This is a genomic window from Paraburkholderia aspalathi (assembly GCF_905220735.1).
In the GTDB taxonomy this organism is placed as follows: Bacteria; Pseudomonadota; Gammaproteobacteria; order Burkholderiales; family Burkholderiaceae; genus Paraburkholderia; species Paraburkholderia aspalathi.
Window position 1 is genome coordinate 334,122 of record NZ_CAJNBA010000004.1, and the last position, 16,756, is coordinate 350,877.

The 16,756-nt window shown below is 61.2% G+C and carries 15 protein-coding genes; 8 read left to right on the forward strand and 7 right to left on the reverse strand.

Going from position 1 to position 16,756, the window contains the following annotated elements:
- Positions 1-34 precede the first annotated feature (34 nt).
- Positions 35-796 carry an SDR family oxidoreductase gene (locus KHO30_RS24240; RefSeq protein ID WP_211702573.1) on the forward strand — a complete coding sequence of 254 codons (762 nt, stop codon included), beginning with the start codon at positions 35-37 and terminating at the stop codon, positions 794-796.
- A 113-nt stretch (positions 797-909) separates the two neighbouring features.
- On the opposite strand, the gene KHO30_RS24245 is transcribed toward KHO30_RS24240, so the two are convergent.
- The 5 genes from KHO30_RS24245 to KHO30_RS24265 form a co-directional block, all read right to left on the reverse strand.
- Positions 910-2,337 carry a purine-cytosine permease family protein gene (locus KHO30_RS24245; protein WP_211702574.1) on the reverse strand — a complete coding sequence of 476 codons (1,428 nt, stop codon included), beginning with the start codon at positions 2,335-2,337 and terminating at the stop codon, positions 910-912.
- Positions 2,338-2,530: 193 nt separating this feature from the next.
- Entirely contained in the window at positions 2,531-3,718 is a 1,188-nt protein-coding gene (gene argE / locus KHO30_RS24250; protein ID WP_211702575.1) for an acetylornithine deacetylase, read from the reverse strand.
- Positions 3,711-4,388 (reverse strand): DUF1028 domain-containing protein, encoded by a 678-nt coding sequence (locus KHO30_RS24255; protein WP_211702576.1) that lies wholly within the window; start codon positions 4,386-4,388, stop codon positions 3,711-3,713. The genes argE and KHO30_RS24255 overlap by 8 nt, the downstream gene beginning before the upstream one ends.
- Positions 4,389-4,398: 10 nt before the next feature.
- Complete coding sequence (locus tag KHO30_RS24260) at positions 4,399-4,836, reverse strand: RidA family protein (RefSeq protein WP_054041383.1); 438 nt, start codon at positions 4,834-4,836, stop codon at positions 4,399-4,401.
- Positions 4,837-4,889: 53 nt separating this feature from the next.
- Positions 4,890-6,248 carry a flavin-containing monooxygenase gene (locus tag KHO30_RS24265; protein WP_211702577.1) on the reverse strand — a complete coding sequence of 453 codons (1,359 nt, stop codon included), beginning with the start codon at positions 6,246-6,248 and terminating at the stop codon, positions 4,890-4,892.
- 272 nt (positions 6,249-6,520) lie between these two features.
- Here KHO30_RS24265 and KHO30_RS24270 point away from each other — a divergent pair, with 272 nt between their 5' ends.
- From KHO30_RS24270 to KHO30_RS24295, 6 genes are all read left to right on the forward strand, one after another.
- On the forward strand, positions 6,521-7,447 hold the full coding sequence (locus tag KHO30_RS24270; RefSeq protein WP_093646132.1) for a LysR family transcriptional regulator: 927 nt from the start codon (positions 6,521-6,523) through the stop codon (positions 7,445-7,447).
- 182 nt (positions 7,448-7,629) lie between these two features.
- Positions 7,630-8,796 carry an SRPBCC family protein gene (locus KHO30_RS24275; protein ID WP_200619153.1) on the forward strand — a complete coding sequence of 389 codons (1,167 nt, stop codon included), beginning with the start codon at positions 7,630-7,632 and terminating at the stop codon, positions 8,794-8,796.
- A gap of 32 nt (positions 8,797-8,828) precedes the next feature.
- Complete coding sequence (locus tag KHO30_RS24280; protein ID WP_211702578.1) at positions 8,829-10,010, forward strand: ABC transporter ATP-binding protein; 1,182 nt, start codon at positions 8,829-8,831, stop codon at positions 10,008-10,010.
- Between the two features lies 1 nt (position 10,011).
- Positions 10,012-11,058 (forward strand): ABC transporter substrate-binding protein, encoded by a 1,047-nt coding sequence (locus KHO30_RS24285; protein WP_093646128.1) that lies wholly within the window; start codon positions 10,012-10,014, stop codon positions 11,056-11,058.
- A 37-nt stretch (positions 11,059-11,095) separates the two neighbouring features.
- Positions 11,096-12,349, forward strand: a complete 1,254-nt coding sequence (locus KHO30_RS24290) for an ABC transporter permease (RefSeq protein ID WP_211702827.1) — start codon at positions 11,096-11,098, stop codon at positions 12,347-12,349.
- Positions 12,350-12,387: 38 nt separating this feature from the next.
- Complete coding sequence (locus KHO30_RS24295) at positions 12,388-13,215, forward strand: ABC transporter permease (protein WP_093646123.1); 828 nt, start codon at positions 12,388-12,390, stop codon at positions 13,213-13,215.
- A gap of 136 nt (positions 13,216-13,351) precedes the next feature.
- Here KHO30_RS24295 and KHO30_RS24300 read toward each other — a convergent pair whose 3' ends face one another.
- A complete protein-coding gene (locus KHO30_RS24300) occupies positions 13,352-13,660 on the reverse strand; it encodes a hypothetical protein (protein WP_211702579.1) in 309 nt (102 codons plus the stop codon).
- Between the two features lie 478 nt (positions 13,661-14,138).
- Between KHO30_RS24300 and KHO30_RS24305 the strand changes: the two genes are divergently transcribed.
- On the forward strand, positions 14,139-15,080 hold the full coding sequence (locus KHO30_RS24305; protein ID WP_211702580.1) for a substrate-binding domain-containing protein: 942 nt from the start codon (positions 14,139-14,141) through the stop codon (positions 15,078-15,080).
- 164 nt (positions 15,081-15,244) lie between these two features.
- Here KHO30_RS24305 and KHO30_RS24310 read toward each other — a convergent pair whose 3' ends face one another.
- Positions 15,245-16,756, reverse strand: a complete 1,512-nt coding sequence (locus tag KHO30_RS24310; protein WP_211702581.1) for an aldehyde dehydrogenase — start codon at positions 16,754-16,756, stop codon at positions 15,245-15,247.

Sequence of the window (16,756 nt, forward strand, 5' to 3'; positions counted from 1 at the left end):
TTTATACCGGCACTATCACGTGGAGGATCACTAAATGAATGCTGTTCCGCAGGCTCCGTTGATTCTGATAACGGGTGGAGGCCGTGGTGTAGGCGCGGCGACTGCGCGGCTTGCCGCCGCACAAGGTTACGATGTAGCGATCAGTTTCGTCTCCAACGAGTCTGCCGCCCGTGCGGTGGCGGCTGATGTGGAAGCGCTCGGGCGCCGGCCTTTAGCCATGCGCGCAGACAGCGCAGATCCAGAGCAGGTCGCTGAGCTATTCGCCGCGATCGACCGGAAGTTTGGCCGGATCGATGTGCTGGTGAACAACGCTGCGATCATTGCGCAGCAGTCCCGGCTGGAAGATCTCGAATTCGAGCGGATGCAGCGTATCTTCGCGATCAACTCGATCGGCCCCATCCTCTGTGCGCAGCAGGCGGTGAAGCGGATGTCGTATCGTCACAACGGGCGGGGCGGCGCCGTGATCAACATCTCATCGGCGTCGGCCCGGCTTGGCAGTCCAAACGAATATGTCGACTATGCTGCGTCGAAGGGTGCGCTTGAGACATTCACTATCGGCTTCGCCAAAGAAGTCGCGCGGGATGGGATACGCGTCAACTGCATTCGCCCTGGGCACATTTACACTGAGATGCATGCTAACGGCGGCGAGCCGGGACGGGTGGATCGCGTTAAAGACTCGATCCCCATGGGAAGAGGCGGTCAACCTGAAGAGGTTGCGCGGGCGATCCTATGGCTAGCAGGCGCCGAGGCTTCCTTCATCACCGGCACATTCCTCGATGTCACTGGCGGGAAGTAAGCAGCAGGGTACCGCTATGGCAGATTAGCGACCACCCGCTGACTCGATCCCGCGAAGCATGAGATCGATTCCGGCGAGAAAATCGGCACGGTCGTCGTGACCGCGCAGTATGCTCATGACTGTCTCGCCGGACCACGCGTGACACTTGCACCGGACTGTCTGCGCCGATAGACGGTGTCCCGCGACGCGAGCCAGTAATACAGCGGCGATGTCAGAAGCAACCCGATCACCCACGAGAGATCCGCGCCGTCGAGATACTTCGGCACGGGACCCGTATACATCGGCGTGCTCATGAACGGAATCTGTACGACGATGCCGATCCCATAGGCAATCAGCGCTTGCGGATTGAAGCGGCCGTAGATGCCGCCGTCCACCTGGAAGATCGACTGGATGTCGTATTTCCCCTTGTGGATCACATAGAAGTCGATCAGGTTGATCGCGGTCCACGGCACCAGCACGACCAGCAGCGCGAGCACGAGATCAACCAGATTGCCGACGAAGTTCGTCGAAGCGCCGATCGCTCCGTAGCAGGATGCAAGGAGAATCGCAATCGACAGCACGGCACGCGCCTTCGCCGTGGGAATCCAGCGATAAGCGAATGTCTGCAGCGACGTGATGGCCGCGAGCACCGCGCCGTAAAGATTCAGCGCGTTATGGCTGATCACGCTCAGCAGGAAGAGGACGAGCATCGGCAGCCCGAGCGGTCCGGTGGCCTGCTTGACGGCGTCCATCGCGTCGGCGCCGGGCGGCACCGCGAGCACGGCTACTGCGCCGAAGACGAACGCGAGCGTTGAGCCAATCGTGCAGCCGAGGTAGGTCGCCCAGAACGTCGATGCGACGCGCACGTTTTGCGGCAGATAGCGCGAATAGTCGGACACGTACGGGGCGAACGCAATTTGCCAGAGCGCCGACAGCGAAACGGTCGCGAGCCAGCCGGCGAAGTTGAATCCGCCGCGCGTCAGGAAATCGCCTGTAGAGATATGCGTGAGGATATAGCCGAACCCGATGAAAATCCCGATTCCAAGCACCCAGGTGCCGATGCGATTCAAAATATGAATTAGCCGGTAACCGATGACCCCGATCAGCCCTGATCCCATCGCGCCGAGCACGATGCCGACGGGAACCGGAATGCCATGTTCGATGCCATGCAGGGACTTCCCGGCAAGCACGATATTGGACGCGAAGAAGCCCACGTACATCACGCCTGCGATCACGGTGACGAGCAGCGCGCCCCATGAACCGAACTGCGCACGGCTTTGAATCATCTGCGGGATGCCCATCTGCGGGCCCTGCGCCGAATGCAACGCCATCAGCACGCCGCCGACCGCCTGACCGACGATGATCGCTACGATGCCCCACAGCAAGTTCAGGTGGAATATCTGCACGCCGAGTGCGCCGGTAACGATGGGCAATGGCGCGATATTGCCGCCGAACCATAGCGTGAACAGGTCGCGCACCTTGCCATGGCGATCTTCTGGCGGCACGTAGCCGATGGTGTGTTTTTCGATCAACGGCGAAGCGTCGCGTTCGGAAGTATTCAAGTTTGTCTCCAGTGTTGACAGGAGCTAGCGCGTTACTCTGGTCCCATGCAAAGCTCTTACTCCTGTCGCATGCTCTGCGCCCATGCGTAATCAGGCGTGTTCGGTCTACCGAATCGCCATGCCTGGCATTCGAAAGTATTTGAGTTGCGTGGTCTTGCTGATCGTCTAACTTCGGCGCGAGACAGTGGTCTCGCTATTTGATGCATACGTCTCGCGACGCGGCCGTGGCCGAAATGTAATCTCCCAACCGAGCCAGCATCGCATCGCACTGGTGCAATTGCTCGACGGTGACGAATTCGTCCGGCTTATGCCCCTGGTCCATGCTGCCGGGTCCGCAGACAACCGTTGGAATGCCCGCCTTATCGAACAGTCCGCCCTCGGTGCCGAATGCAACCGTGCCGAACTCATTGGAACCGCTGAGCAGCGCCAAAAGACGCGCCGCTTCACTGTCAGGCGACGTGGCTAATCCCGGATAGGCGGAGAGCGGCTGAAGGCGGATGTCAGTGTCGGATTGCACGGCGCGCATCTTCGGCAGCAGCTCAGCCTCGGCGTAGGTCAGCAACTCGTCGGCTACCTGGTTTGCGTCGAAACCAGGCAACGCGCGCACTTCAAAGTCGAATTCGCATTCGGCCGGCACGATGTTGAGCGCACGGCCGCCTTTTATCACGCCCGTCTGCACGGTCGAGAAGGGTGGATCGAATCGCTCGTCGTGATGCTCGGGTTGCGCCAACTGTTCGCCGATCTCTTCAAGACGGCCGATCATCCGCGCCGCGTATTGAATCGCGTTGACGCCGTACGGCGCATAGGCCGAATGGCAAGGCGCGCCTTTCACCTGACAGCGCATCGCCAGCTTGCCCTTGTGGCCCAGCACCGGTTTAAGCTCGGTTGGCTCGCCGATCAGGCACAGGGCGGGCTTGTGCGCACGCCGCTCCAGTTCCGCCAGCATCGGCCGCACGCCGAGGCAGCCGACTTCCTCGTCGTACGAAAAGGCGAGGTGCACCGGCTGTTTCAGCTCGCGCTCGAGAAACCCGGGCACCGCTGCCAGCACCGAAGCGATGAAGCCCTTCATGTCGGCCGTGCCGCGGCCATACAGCCGCCCGTTGCGTTCAGTGAGACGGAATGGATCGACGGTCCACGCCTGGCCATCGACAGGCACCACGTCGGTGTGGCCGGACAGCACGATGCCGCCGTGCTCACGCGGGCCGATGGTCGCGAACAGATTCGCCTTGGTGCGCTCGGCGTTGTAGAACAGCTCGCTTTCGACACCGAGTTCCTGCAGGTAAGCCCGAATGAATTCGATCATGTCCAGATTGGAGTCCCGGCTGACCGTGGCGAAGCCGATCAGCCGTTCGAGCAGCGCCCGGCTGGATCTGTCATTCATTGCCGGGCACTCCGTAGCTAGGCGCGGCGGTCGGATTCAACGCCCGGGTCAAGTAGTCCTGCATCTGCGGCCGATACGCTTGCCATAGCGTGTCGAGTTGACCGATGGGGTCGTCATCGATCCAATCGACTCGCAAATCGACGATCGGCCAGCTCACGTCGCCCACGATCTTGAGCGCCGCCGAATGCACGGGCCCCGCTTCGCCGCCGGCAGCCATCGCGGCATGCATGGCCGCGAGCAGGCGATCGGCCAGCGTGCCGGATGCCTGCTCGAACGCCGGAAGCATGGCCTCGATCACTTCGATGCCGGCGAGCATGTTGCCCGCAGCTACGCACTGTTTGCCGGCGACAGCGTGATACGTGCCCAACGCTTCCTTACCGCTGAAGAACGCCGTGCGCCCCTGGCTATCGATCACCGTCACCTGGCGGTACTCGCTCCACTCGCTCGCGCCGAGCACACGGTCCAATGCAGTGGCGGGATCGAGTTGCCCGTTCTCCAGAAGATCGAGAATTTGCGGGCCGAGCGCGGGCAGCGTGACGTTCTGCGTCGCCACCGCGCCCACGCCTGCGCGCAACCATGGGCATCGAGCGCCCACCGCGATGCTGGACGAACTGATCGCGATGCCAAGCTGCCCGGATTCCGGACAACGTCCAACAATAGAAAATGTCATGTCCCGCTCCTCAGGCCGTCGGCGGCGTCCATCCATCCGGAATGACCGCGATAACGTCGATTTCCATCAACCACTGCGGCTGACCCAGCGCGACCACCACCAGGCCGGTCGAAATAGGAAACACGCCCTTCAACCACTTGCCGACTTCCTGATAGACCGGCTCGCGGTAGCGGATGTCAGTCAGGAACGTTGTGGTCTTGACGATGTGTGACAGGTCGCTGCCGGCCTCTTCGAGCAACTGCTTGACGTTCTTCATCGCTTGCTCGGCCTGGGCGCGCGGATCGCCGATGCCGATCAGGCGGCCTTCGAAGTCCGTACCTACCTGGCCGCGTACATAGACCGTATTGCCGGCGCGCACGGCCTGACAAAGATCGTTGTCGAGCGTCTGGTTCGGATACGTATCCTTCGTGTTGAACATGCGAATACGGGTATGCGTAGGTTGGCTCATCAATGCACCTTAATGTAGGAAGAAATGGATCGCGGATTAAAGAGGCGTACGCATCAATTCACGCCCATCTCGCTGACTTTGTGGATGCGTGAGCCGGCGGAGGTGTTGTCAACGCTTTCAACCCTTTCCTCGCCGCGGCTCGGTGCCTGGCCTTGCGAGTCGTCGTAGTAAGCCAGGTATTTACGCTGCGTGGCGATGTGATCGGCAATGTGCTTCGCGTCGTGCCACACGCCCCAGATGAATGCGGACCCTCGGCGCGATAGCCACGGCAGACCGATGAAATAGATGCCGGGCTCCTTCGATACGCCGCGCTGATGTTTCGGCTTACCCTTTTCATCGAAGGCGTTGACGTTCAACCAGCTAAAATCGACTGCATATCCGGTCGCCCAGACAATCGATGTCACGCCGGCTTTCGCCAGATCGAGATCGTGCAACGGGTGCGTCACGCATTCCGGATCCGCAGGAATGACGCGGGCTTCGGGCTCTTCGGGAAGATCGAGACCGTTACGCTCGGCGTACGCGTCGGCCGCGTCCAGCAGCGACAGATAGTTTTCGTCGCCGCGCGCGATGTTTTCCGCGAGATCGGCTTCGAAGGTCACCACGCCGTTATCGAACGATTTCGTGAGACCCACGAGCGTGATGCCCTGATTCGCGAGACGCCGAAAGTCCACCGTATGGCCGCCACGCGAACCGCTCACTGCAATGGTGACGTGCTCTCTGCCGGGCTTCATGACCTCTGCATCCCATTCGCCGAGCACGCCGAGCCACCAGCAGAAGTCGCGGCCGCGATAGGCGCGCGGTGGACGATCGTGCGCCCCGACCGACAGATAGACGCGCTTGCCCGCACGTTGCAACTCGTCCGCGATTTGCACGCCTGACGATCCGGCCCCGACCACCAACACGCCCCCTTCGGGCAATTGCCCGGGATTGCGATAGTCGGCGGAATGAATCTGCGTGAGACTCGAATCTTGCGGTGCGATTGGCGGAATGACAGGGCGCTGGAAGGGCCCCGTCGCGACTACCACGCGATTGGCCTCGATCGTGCCCTCCGATGTTTCGATGGTGAAGCCTGGGCGCCCCGCATTGCGCACGACCTTTTTCACTTCCACACCGGTGCGGATCGGCGCTTCAAACTTCTCCGCATAAGCGACGAAATAGTCCGCGACCTGCTCCTTCGACGCGAATGCGTTGGGGTCAAAGTCGGCGAACTCGAGATTGGGGAAACGATCGTGCCACGCGGGACCATTGGCAACCAGCGAATCCCAGCGTCCCGTGCGCCAGCGCTCGGCGATACGAGCGCGTTCGAGCACGAGATGCGGCACGCCAAGCTTGCTCAAATGTTCGCTCATGGCGACGCCGGCCTGGCCGGCGCCGACGACGAGCGTGTCGATTGACGTTGTTTCCACTGTCATAGCTGTGTCCTTCTGAAAACGCGGAATGTTTCGATTCGATCGCGGTGTCACGGCGCAGCGGCCTGCGAGGGCTCGCGATCGTGGCGGACCCGGTAGTGTTTTCCGACAGCGCGTCGCCACCTGGTCCGTTCGTCTTTCGTGAAAATCTACGCGCCCATTCAGAATCTGAAAAATATATTTAAAAAATGCATAGCATCGGATTTACCTATGCAAGCCTTTTTGATCGCTTCACAATGCCGCCCATTGGGGACTTTGAACACGGAGCGTTGCAGATGGAGAGTCAACCGTTGCGCTACTCGTTGCGCCAGTTGCGCTATTTCGTGGTCACCGCGGAAGCGCTGTCTTTCACTGCCGCCGCGAAGCGTCTGCACATTTCGCAGCCGTCGATCTCGACGGCGCTCGCGGACCTAGAAGTGTCGTTCGGTGTGCAACTCTTCATACGGCATCACGCGAGCGGTCTCTCGCTCACGCAAGCCGGTCGCGATCTGCTCGGGCAAGCGCGTAATCTGCTGAAGATTGCAGAGGAATTGCAGACGACCGCGAAGGAAATGGACGGCGGCATGACGGGCGTCATCACGCTCGGTTGCCTCGTCTCGCTTGCGCCGCCGCTCATGCCGCGGCTGATTAGCCGATTCGTCGACGAGCACGCGGGCATCTCGTTTCGCACAGTCGAGGCGCATCAGGATGGCCTCTTGCGTGGCCTGCACGACGGCTCGCTCGACATTGCGCTCACCTACAGCCTCGATTTGACAGAGGAAATCGCCTTCACGCCGCTGCTCTCGCTGCCGCCTTACGCAATCCTGCCGAGGACGCATCGTCTGGCACGCGCACGCAAGGTATCGCTCGCGGATCTCTTGCCCGAGCCCTACGTGATGCTCGACCTGCCGCACAGCCGCGAGTATTTCGCCGCGCTCTTCGATGCGGTGGGCAGCCGCCCCGTGCCCGCGTTCCGCTCGTCGCAGCCGGAAGTTGTGCGCGGCATGGTGGCCAACGGTCTCGGCTATAGCCTCCTGAACTTTCCGCTCAAATCGAATCGCACTGTGGATGGCGAAGAGTTCGTCATTAAGCGTTTCAAAGACAACGTCAACGCCACGATGCTCGGCATCGCGCAATCGCGCACGATGAAGCCGCGCCAGGTCGTGCATCGCTTCACGTCATTCTGCGAAACCTATATACGGCGCCTGCATATCGACGCATGATCAAGAAAGCGCGATCGTCTGCTTTAGGTCTGCGCGCGCTGCATAGGCAAAACCTTTGCTTTGTATCTAAAAACAATATTTTGGCTTGCAATTTGGCTTGATAGATTGGTGTCCATGTTGAGCGCTACGCCGTAAAGCCTTGCGTTGCCGCGCTTTCACCGTGAAGAATCAAGGGGGACACCATGGCCAACCCGGCAAGGACGATCGCAGTGCAAGCGCTGGTCGACGAACTGCAGACGGGTTGCGAACGGTCATTCGGCGATGCGCATGCGATGCCGCCCGGTGTCTATACGTCGCCCGAATTCCTCACGCTGGAAGAGCGCGCTATCTTCGAGCGCGAATGGCAATGCGTCGGCCGCGCCAGTGCGCTCAAGGTGCCTGGCGATTACATGACGGCGCGACTTGGAGCGCAACCGATCGTCGTACTGCGCGACGAACAGATGCAGCTCAAGGCGATGTCGAACGTGTGCCTGCATCGCATGTCGGTGCTGCTCGAAGGACGTGGCAACGTACGCCGCATCGTCTGCCCCTATCACGCCTGGAACTATTCGCTGGATGGCGCCCTGCAAGGCGCGCCGCTCATGGATCGGCAAGAGGGCTTCTGCAAGGAAAGCTACAAGCTGCCCGCCGTGCGCTGCGAAGAATGGCAAGGCTGGATCTACGTGACACTCGACGAAAACGCACCGCCTGTTCACGCGCAGCTCGCCAAACTGAACGAGCTCATCGGTGCATACGGCATGTCGGACTACATCGAAACTTTCTATGAAGAGCACGTGTGGGACACGAACTGGAAGATCCTCGCGGAAAACTTCATGGAAAGCTATCACCTGCCCATGCTGCATCGCGCGACGGTAGGACCGCATTCGCGGCTCGATGAAATGGAATGTCCGCCGGGGTATCCAGCTTTTAACTATCACTGGATCACGAAGGAAGCGTCCTTGCCCATCGGCAACGCGCATCCGGACAATACGCGCCTCACGGGACATTGGCGCAAGACCACAGCGCTGCTCGCGATCTACCCGACGCATCTCGTCACGCTTACGCCGGGCTACTTCTGGTATCTCGTGCTGCAACCTCACGGCGTGGATCGCGTGCATATCCGCTTCGGCGGCGGGCTTGCGCCGGAGTTCGTCGCGGATACCGAGGCCAACGCGCACATGACGACGTTGAAGAAGCTGCTCGACGACGTGAACGCGGAAGACAAACGCGGCGTGGAAGCCGTCTTTCGCGGCGTGCACGCGCCGCTCGCGAAGCCCGGTCACTTAAGCCATCTCGAACGGCCCAACTATGATTTCGCCCGCTACATCGCCAGCAAAATCGCCGCGATGCAGCTCGAGAAAACGCATTGATCAAGACGCACCATCGACAGGACGCGATCACGATGTCAAACCCTTCCTTCATTTCGTTCTCGGGCGTAAGCAAGTCGTATGACGGCGCGCAATACGTCGTCGATGACTTGAACCTCGACGTGAGCAAGGGAGAATTCCTGTCGCTGCTGGGGCCGTCCGGTTCAGGCAAGACGACGACGCTCATGATGCTTGCGGGATTCGAATCGCCCACGCGCGGCGAGATACGTCTCGACGGACGGCGGCTCGACGACAAGCCTCCGCATCAGCGCGACATCGGCATGGTGTTTCAGAACTACGCGCTCTTTCCGCATCTGACGATTGCAGAGAATGTCGCGTTTCCACTCTCTGTGCGGCGCGTCAGCCGCGCCGAGCAGAAGACGCGCGTGAAGCGCGCGCTCGAGATGGTTGAACTGCCGCATCTGGCGAACCGGCGTCCCGCGCAGCTCTCCGGCGGGCAGCAGCAGCGCGTGGCCCTCGCTCGCGCGCTCGTGTTCGAGCCGAGCGTCGTGCTGATGGACGAGCCGCTCGGCGCGCTTGACAAGCGCCTGCGCGAAACCATGCAGTACGAAATCATGCGCCTGCATCGCGAGTTGTCGCTTACGATCGTCTACGTGACGCACGATCAAGCCGAAGCGCTGACCATGTCGGACCGCGTCGCCGTGTTTTCCGATGGCCGCATTCAGCAAGCCGCCACGCCCAGCGAACTCTACGAGAACGCGCAGAACGCCTTCGTCGCCAACTTCGTTGGCGAAAACAACGGGCTGACCGGGCGCGTCGTCAGTGCGAACGAGGAGTGGGCGACGCTCGCGCTCTCGGACGGCAGCGTCATTCGTGGCCGCTGCGAGGCCGGCCTGAGCACGGGCGACGAAGCGATGCTCGCTCTGCGCCCCGAGCGCGCACATATCCCGAGCGCCGAAGGCGCGCCCGTCGACGAACACAGCAACGTGGTGCGCGCACGCGTCGAGGAACTGGTGTATTGCGGCGATCATCATCGCGTGCACCTCGCGCTCGGTTCACGCGATTCCTTTGTCGTGAAAGTGCCCAATACGCAGCGCCATGCGCTGCCTTCGCCCGGCAGCGCGATCGATATCGCATGGTGCCACGACGACTGCAAGATTCTCGCGATAAGCGTGCCACGCAGCGCGCCCGTGATTCCAGCATCCACACCGCTCTCACCTTCCATCATCACGACCGCACCAGCAGGAGCCAACTGACATGCGCACTCTCATCAAAGCACAAAGCGCCGCACTCGCCGTACTCGCATTCGCCACCGTAACCGTCCAGGCGGCGGAGACGCTCTCCGTCGTGACCTTCGGCGGCGCGTACGAAGCGGCTGCCAAGAAGGCCTATTTCGAACCATTCACGCAAGCCACCGGCATTGGCTTCTCGACCGAATCGTATGACGGCGGCCTCGCGAAGCTCTCCGCAATGGAGCAGGCGAAGAACACCACGTGGGACCTGATCGACCTCGAAACGAACGATGCGATCACTGCCTGCGACGAAGGCCTGCTGCAGAAGTTCGACAAGAAGACGCTCGGCAAGACGAGCGACTTCATCCCCGGCACGATCAGCGATTGCGCGGTTGCAAGCATGGTCTGGTCCACGGTCTACGCGTATGACACGAGCAAGCTGAAGACGGCTCCGACCACCGTCAACGACTTTTTCGATCTGCAGAAATTCCCCGGTAAGCGCGGCCTGCGCAAGTCGCCGAAGGTAACGATGGAATGGGCGTTGATTGCGGACGGCGTCGATCCGAAGGACGTCTACAAGGTGCTCGCTACGCCCGCCGGCGTGGATCGCGCGTTCAAAAAGCTCGACACGATCAAACAAAACATCGTGTGGTGGGAGTCGGGTGCCCAGGCGCCGCAGTTGCTCGCAGACGGCGCGGTCGTGATGACGCAGGCCTACAACGGCCGCATTTCCGACGCTGCGAAGAAGGACAACAAGCCGTTCAAGACTGTTTGGGACGCGCAGGTTTATGACTTCGACTGGTGGGCCGTTCCGACGGGCGCGAAGCACGCCGACGCCGCGGCGAAATTCATCGTCTCCGCTTCGCAGCCGAAGGCGTATGCGGATCTGTCGAAGTACATCGCGTATGCGCCGCCGCGCAAGGATGCAATCGCGCTGGTCGACAAGCAACGCCTCGCCGATCTGCCGACCGCCCCCGAGAACTTCAAGCGCGCCTTGCAGATCAACGCGAACTTCTGGGCCGACAACGCGGACCAGATCAATAAGCGTTTCCAGGTGTGGCTGACGCAGTAACACGATCGTCCAACGAGAGCCCAACGTGACTAGCCACATGCCCGCTTCGGCCCGAGCCACGGCCCCGGGCTCTCCGACGAGAGCCGACGGCCGCGCGTCGTTTCAAAAGGCGCGCCGCCGTGCGTCGGTGCAAGCGCTTTTGCTCGCGCTGCCGCTGATCGTGTTTCTGCTTTCGACGTTCATTGCTCCGATTGCGCTCCTGCTCGCGCGCAGCGTGGAGAACCATGAAGTGCCCGACAGCATGCCCGCGCTCACACGCGCGCTTGATGCATGGGACGGGCAGGGCGTGCCGGACGAGCGGATGTTCGCTCTGCTCGCTGCGGGGCTCAAAGAGGCGCAGCAAAGCGGGCAGCTCGGGACTGTCGCGCGGCGGCTGAACTTCGATCAGGCCGAGTTTCGTAGCCTGTTGATGCGCACCGCGCGCCAGTTGCCCCCCGATGCGCCGCCCGCGTGGAAGCCGGCGCTCGTCGAACTCGACGCACGCTGGAATTCGCCGGAAATCTGGCGCTTGCTGAAGCGCGCCGCCACGTCGCCGACGCCGGACTTTCTGCTTGCGGCCGTCGATGCGCAAGTGACGCCGCAAGGTTCGGTCGCGTTCGTGCCGGACAACGCTTCGATCTATCGGCAGGCGTTCGTGCGCACGATTTCGATCAGCGCCACGGTCACGCTACTGTGCCTTGTGCTCGGCTATCCGGTCGCATGGCTGCTCGCGAATTTGCCCGCGAAAAGCAGTAACCGCCTGATGCTCTTTGTGATCGTGCCGTTCTGGACCTCGGTGCTCGTGCGCACAACTGCGTGGTACGTTTTGCTGCAACCTGGTGGCGTAATCAACAGCCTGCTGATGGGTCTTGGTCTCACTACCCATCCACTGCCGCTCATCTTCAATCGCGCGGGTGTGCTCATCGGTATGACGCACGTACTTTTGCCCTACATGATTCTCGCGATTTACTCGGTGATGAAGAGCGTATCGCCCGTGTATGTGCGGGCCGCGCAATCGCTTGGGGCGCACCCGTTCGTTGCGTTCGTGCGGATCTACATGCCGCAGACGCTGCCGGGCGTGGGGGCGGGCTGCTTCCTCGTGTTCGTGCTCGCGCTGGGCTACTACATCACGCCCGCGCTGCTCGGCGGTGCAGGCGACGAGATGATCAGTCAGCTCATCGCAATCCAGACCAACACGCAACTCAACTGGGGCCTCGCCGGTGCGCTCTCAGCCTATCTCGTGATCTTCACGGCGATCTTCTATTTCCTGTTCAACCGCATTGTCGGCATCGACCGTTTGCGCTTCGGTTGAGACCCGGTTGACACACGCGGATACGACGAGGGAACGATATGCCAGATAAACGCAACACGGTGCTGACGGAACGCGTCGCCGCGCGCTGGGTGCGGCTGCATACAGCGCTTGTCCTATTCTTCCTGATTGCGCCGATTCTCGCGATCATCCCGCTCTCGTTCAATTCAGGCTCGTATTTCTCGTACCCATTGCAGGGCTTTTCGCTGCGCTGGTATGAGCAGGCGCTCACGAGCGCGGCCTGGCAACGATCGCTCCTGAACAGCATCGGCATCGGCGCGGCTTCGACTTTGATCGCCACGTGTCTCGGCACGCTCGCGGCGCTGGGCATTTCGCGCGCGCAGTTTCCGCTGCGCTCGCTGATCATGCCGATCATCATCTCGCCGATGATCGTGCCGATTGTCGTCGTCGCCGCGGGCTTCTATCTGATCTTCGCGCCGCTTGGTCTTGTGAACTCGTATCCCGGCGTGGTGCTGGCGCATGCGGCGCTCGGCACGCCATTCGTCGTGATCACCGTGACGGCCTCACTGCTTTCGTTCGATCAGAGTCTGTTGCGCGCGGCTTCCGGGCTCGGCGCGACGCCCTGGGTCACATTCAGGCGTGTGACCTTGCCGCTCATCACGCCGGCGGTCGCGACCGGCAGCGTCTTCGCTTTCGCGACCTCGTTCGATGAAGTCATCGTGATTCTGTTTATCGGCGGCCCGGATCAAACAACCGTGCCGCGACAGATGTGGAGCGGTATTCGCGACTCGATCGACCCGTCGATCCTCGCCGTGGCGACGATGCTGATCGTATTCGCCGTGCTGCTCTTTGCGAGTATTAACTGGCTGCGCGGTCGCGCAGCCGCCGCTAGCAACGCTCTTATCTGACGCATCGAGGCTACCCAGGGCCATTCCCGACCGCTGCCAGGATGAGGGCAGGAAGAGGACGGGGAGAAAAACAAAAGACCGCTGCCCTTACGGGCAGCGGTCTTTCTTATGATGGGTGGCGAACGAGGGACTCGAACTATTGGCCGGCCGGCGACGTTACGCTCGGAGTCGCCAGCGTGTTGTGACTCCCGGGAAGGTTGGTGAGGGACGTCGAGCTATTGCTGGTGCTATTCGGCATGCCTGAGTTCGGCGACGCGGTGCTCATGCCGCTGTCCGAATTGGGGGCGCCAGGCGTGCCGTAGCCGCTCGTTGCATTGGCTGGCGACACGGCGGCCGGCGACACTACACTCGGGGTTGCCAGCGTGTTGTTGGCCTGTGCATAAGCGCCACCCGACAGCGTGAGTGCGGCGACGGCCGCGATTAATGTGCTGGTTGTCGTCTTCATGACCGGTTCCTCCTTGTTTTGACTGGAATTTCGACGCAAACGACTCATTCATATTTTTCCGTAGCGTCGTTGCACGCCTGGCCCGTGGCGATCAAATAAACTCACGCGACCTTTCACGGTAATAACATGACGCAAACCACAGATCGCCGCCTAGGGCCATAGCAGGTAAAACAAAGTTTAGGAAAGCGGTCGCTGATAATTAAGCGCATTGTTCGCAAGGATGTATTTCGGTTTTTGGGGTTACCCCTAATCCGCTAAGGGAATGACCACGGGCCTTTCAGGTCGCCGAGGCAAGCTGGAGGCGGAGGGATTGATATCCGAAATGCATTGACACTTCCTTCGGGTGCAATTAATTTCCCAATGCTTGGGACAAGTCATCCGGGTTATTCCGCGATGACACGGGCTAAATCAGTTGCGGCCCTTTTGAGCCGCGTTGCGTACACAGCAGAACCCATATTCGGTACGACGGCAATACTCAATGCGCAGAACGCTTTCACTTCTTATAGTGGTTACTGTATTGGCGGGGATAGTGCAGGCGGCGTCTGCCACCCAGATCGGTGTGGTGCTCGCCGGCTCGGGCCTGGATTTCTGGGGGCCGATGAGCAGGGGTATGCATCGTGCCGCTGACGATCTTCATGTCGAACTGCTAATGCGCAGCCCCTCCGACGGAATGTCACTCGGCGCAGAACCCAATATCCAGTTGAGAATGATCGACTACCTGGTGAAGAGCGGCGTAGCGGGTATCGTGTTGGCGCCCGAACCACTGCAAGACGTAGCGACGCCGATTCCGATCGCCGTTCCTACGGTATTCGTCGACCGGAGCAGCACGGACTACAACGCGATTTCCACAGTCAGCACTGACAATTTCGCAGCAGGTAGAACGGCGGCCCTGAGTCTGGTACCCGTTCTGCACAAGGGCGCCAGAATTGCAGTGCTAAGACTCGCGCCGAATATCAGTTCGACAACCGCGCGAGAAGAGGGGTTTTTGGCTGTCGCGCGTGAAATGGGGTGGCGTGTGGTCATCGCACCCTATGTCGGGTATCAGTTTCGCGAGACGGAAGCACAGGTGCGCAAGTCACTGTCCGGTGACGTAGGGCGCCTCGACGCGGTCTTCGCTCCGAACGAGACGATAGCCTATGGGGCCTTGCACGTCGTCGAAGAGATGCCCGTGAGTACTCGTCCTCGTCTGGTTGTGTTCGATTGGCGCCCGGAATTTCTGCATGCGCTTGAGCACGGCGTGATACACGCGGACGTTGTGCAAGATTCTTACCGTATGGGTTATCGGTCGGTCGAGACGCTGGTCGCTGCCTTGCAGGGCCAGCCGCCTCGTCCCAAGATATTTGTCGACGTGGTGACGGTGACACGCGAAAACTTGAATGACCCGGCGATACGCGCCGTGTTAGCCAACTACAGGCGATAGCGGCGCGCGATAGGGCTTCCTAGGCCGGTATTTCACTGTATTGATGACATACAGTGCGGCGACAGCGTGGTTCGGCAATGCGCGATGCATGCTACGTGACCCGCGAGGAACCGCTTCGCACAATCCGGTCGCCCACACTAGCCTCTTGCGTCATTTCGGAAGAGTCAATTAAGACGCTTCAGTTCACCATCGTCCGCATACCAGTCGACGGTTTTGCCGCTTACATTGATCGTCACCGCGCGCGGTTCGCTGAACTGATCGAACGATTCGACGCCCGTCTCGCGCCCCACGCCGCTGTTCTTGAAACCGCCCCACGGCGAGGCCGGGTCGAGCCGGTGGTGATCGTTGACCCAGACCATGCCGAATTCGAGTTTGCTCGCAACGCGATGCGCGCGTGCGACGTCCTGCGTCCACACGGAAGCGGCGAGGCCGAACTGCGTGTCGTTGGCGATACGGATCGCGTCCGCCTCGTCGTCGAAGGGCATCACGACGGTGACGGGTCCGAACACTTCATCCTGACCGATCTCCGAGCGCGGATCGACGTCATACAGCACGGTCGGTTCGATGAAAAAGCCCTGCTTCAGGTTGGACGGTACGCCGCCGCCCGTCAGCACCTTCGCGCCCGCCGCCTGCGCGCGCTCCAGCATCGCGAGAATGCGCTGACGCGAACGGTCCGAAATCACTGGCCCGAGTTGGGTCTTTACATCGGCCGGATCGCCCACGCGAATGCCCGCGGCCTTCGCGCGGAAACGTTCGAGAAACTCCGTATAGATCGACTTCTGCACCAGAATCCGCGCGCCGCACACACAGGTCTGCCCCGCGCCGATGAAGGCGGCGAACGCCGCGCCGTTGACCGCGCGCTCCATGTCGAAATCGTCGAATAGCATCACCGCGCCCTTGCCGCCGAGTTCGAGCGTCGTCAACGCGAAGGTGCGTGCCGCCGCTTCGCCAATCGAGCGGCCGACTTCCGTGCCGCCCGTGAACACGACCTTGCGGATCAGCGGATGCTGCGCGAGCGCCGCGCCTGCCTCGCGTCCTTCGCCGTTCACGACGTTGACGACACCCTTCGGCACGCCTGCTTCATCCAGCAGACGCACAAGGCGCACCGTGGTCAGCGGTGTCTGCTCGGATGCCTTGATGACGACGCTGTTACCCGTAGCGAGCGCGGGCGCAAGACTCTTCGACAGAATCATCAGCGGATGATTGAACGACGTCATCAACGCGACGACGCCGAGCGCCACGCGCTGCGTGTAGCACAGGTAGGGCCCTTCGATCGGAATCACGTCGCTGCGGCGCGTCAGCGCAAGCGCCGCGAAATAGCGGTAGAACTGCGGCAGACGTGAGATCTGCGCGCGCGTCTCCGAGATCGGTCGGCCGTTGTTCAGCGTTTCGAGTTTGTAAAACTGTTCGAGGTCCGCTTCGAACAGATCGGCGAAGCGGTTTAGCACACGCGCGCGTTGCTGGATCGGCATGTCGCGCCACGCACCGCTTTCGAACGCACGATGGCCCGCGCGCACCGCGCGGTCCACGTCCTGTTGCGACGCGGCCGCGAGCGCGCCGATCACTTCACCCGTCGCTGGATTAACGATGTCGAGCGTGCGGCCGGTGTCGGCGTCTATCCATGCGCCGTCGATGAAAAGCTGTGCATCGAGATGTGTCTGGTTCACTGTGTCCAT

What these genes read in the sequence shown, in the direction of transcription:
- KHO30_RS24290 (WP_211702827.1), top strand. Translation starts at nt 11,096, where the DNA reads ATGCCCGCTTCGGCCCGAGCCACGGCCCCGGGCTCTCCGACGAGAGCC.
- argE (WP_211702575.1), bottom strand. Translation starts at nt 3,718, where the DNA reads ATGAATGACAGATCCAGCCGGGCGCTGCTCGAACGGCTGATCGGCTTC.
- KHO30_RS24305 (WP_211702580.1), top strand. Translation starts at nt 14,139, where the DNA reads ATGCGCAGAACGCTTTCACTTCTTATAGTGGTTACTGTATTGGCGGGG.
- KHO30_RS24310 (WP_211702581.1), bottom strand. Translation starts at nt 16,756, where the DNA reads ATGGACACAGTGAACCAGACACATCTCGATGCACAGCTTTTCATCGAC.
- KHO30_RS24280 (WP_211702578.1), top strand. Translation starts at nt 8,829, where the DNA reads ATGTCAAACCCTTCCTTCATTTCGTTCTCGGGCGTAAGCAAGTCGTAT.
- KHO30_RS24270 (WP_093646132.1), top strand. Translation starts at nt 6,521, where the DNA reads ATGGAGAGTCAACCGTTGCGCTACTCGTTGCGCCAGTTGCGCTATTTC.
- KHO30_RS24265 (WP_211702577.1), bottom strand. Translation starts at nt 6,248, where the DNA reads ATGACAGTGGAAACAACGTCAATCGACACGCTCGTCGTCGGCGCCGGC.
- KHO30_RS24285 (WP_093646128.1), top strand. Translation starts at nt 10,012, where the DNA reads ATGCGCACTCTCATCAAAGCACAAAGCGCCGCACTCGCCGTACTCGCA.
- KHO30_RS24260 (WP_054041383.1), bottom strand. Translation starts at nt 4,836, where the DNA reads ATGAGCCAACCTACGCATACCCGTATTCGCATGTTCAACACGAAGGAT.
- KHO30_RS24240 (WP_211702573.1), top strand. Translation starts at nt 35, where the DNA reads ATGAATGCTGTTCCGCAGGCTCCGTTGATTCTGATAACGGGTGGAGGC.
- KHO30_RS24300 (WP_211702579.1), bottom strand. Translation starts at nt 13,660, where the DNA reads ATGAAGACGACAACCAGCACATTAATCGCGGCCGTCGCCGCACTCACG.
- KHO30_RS24275 (WP_200619153.1), top strand. Translation starts at nt 7,630, where the DNA reads ATGGCCAACCCGGCAAGGACGATCGCAGTGCAAGCGCTGGTCGACGAA.
- KHO30_RS24295 (WP_093646123.1), top strand. Translation starts at nt 12,388, where the DNA reads ATGCCAGATAAACGCAACACGGTGCTGACGGAACGCGTCGCCGCGCGC.
- KHO30_RS24255 (WP_211702576.1), bottom strand. Translation starts at nt 4,388, where the DNA reads ATGACATTTTCTATTGTTGGACGTTGTCCGGAATCCGGGCAGCTTGGC.